The following is a 453-nucleotide window of genomic DNA, read 5'->3' as shown; positions in this document are numbered from 1 at the left end:
CTTTATGAATACGCACAAACCGATCAATTACAAGAGCAGGTTCCTTTTTGGCAAAAGATCACGAGCCAAGAGGAAGAGGGTTCTCCTTTTCAAACACCCGCACTTTTCAATATAGAAGAACATGCAGAGATTTTGTCTATTCAATTGACGAAGGATCAAACAGATATTTTACTAAGGCAGGCATCACAAGCGTACCGAACAGAGGTAAACGATTTACTCTTATCCGGACTCACGCAAGCCGTTGGAAAGCCGCTGCTCATAACATTAGAAGGGCACGGACGCGAGGATTTATTTGAACAGATGGATTTGTCACGAACAGTCGGATGGTTTACAAGCTCTTATCCTATTTTTATTCCTTTTATTCAAACCGATATTGAGAGACAAATCAAAGATGTCAAAGAAACCTTAAGAGCTGTGCCGCAAAAGGGAATCGGCTATGGCTTGCTTCAATAC

The 453-nt window shown here is 41.5% G+C and carries 1 protein-coding gene; it reads left to right on the top strand.

Translation table 11 applies throughout. The features are described from left to right. Nucleotides 1-453, top strand: a 453-nt coding sequence (locus GFC01_RS18150; protein ID WP_243137695.1) for a condensation domain-containing protein, incomplete at both ends; no start/stop codon positions are given.

The sequence above is a fragment of the Desulfofundulus thermobenzoicus genome (assembly GCF_009428905.1).
In the GTDB taxonomy this organism is placed as follows: Bacteria; Bacillota; Desulfotomaculia; order Desulfotomaculales; family Desulfovirgulaceae; genus Desulfofundulus_A; species Desulfofundulus_A thermobenzoicus.
The sequence above is the reverse complement of the archived record's forward strand: the minus strand, read 5'-3'. Positions and strand labels throughout refer to the sequence as shown.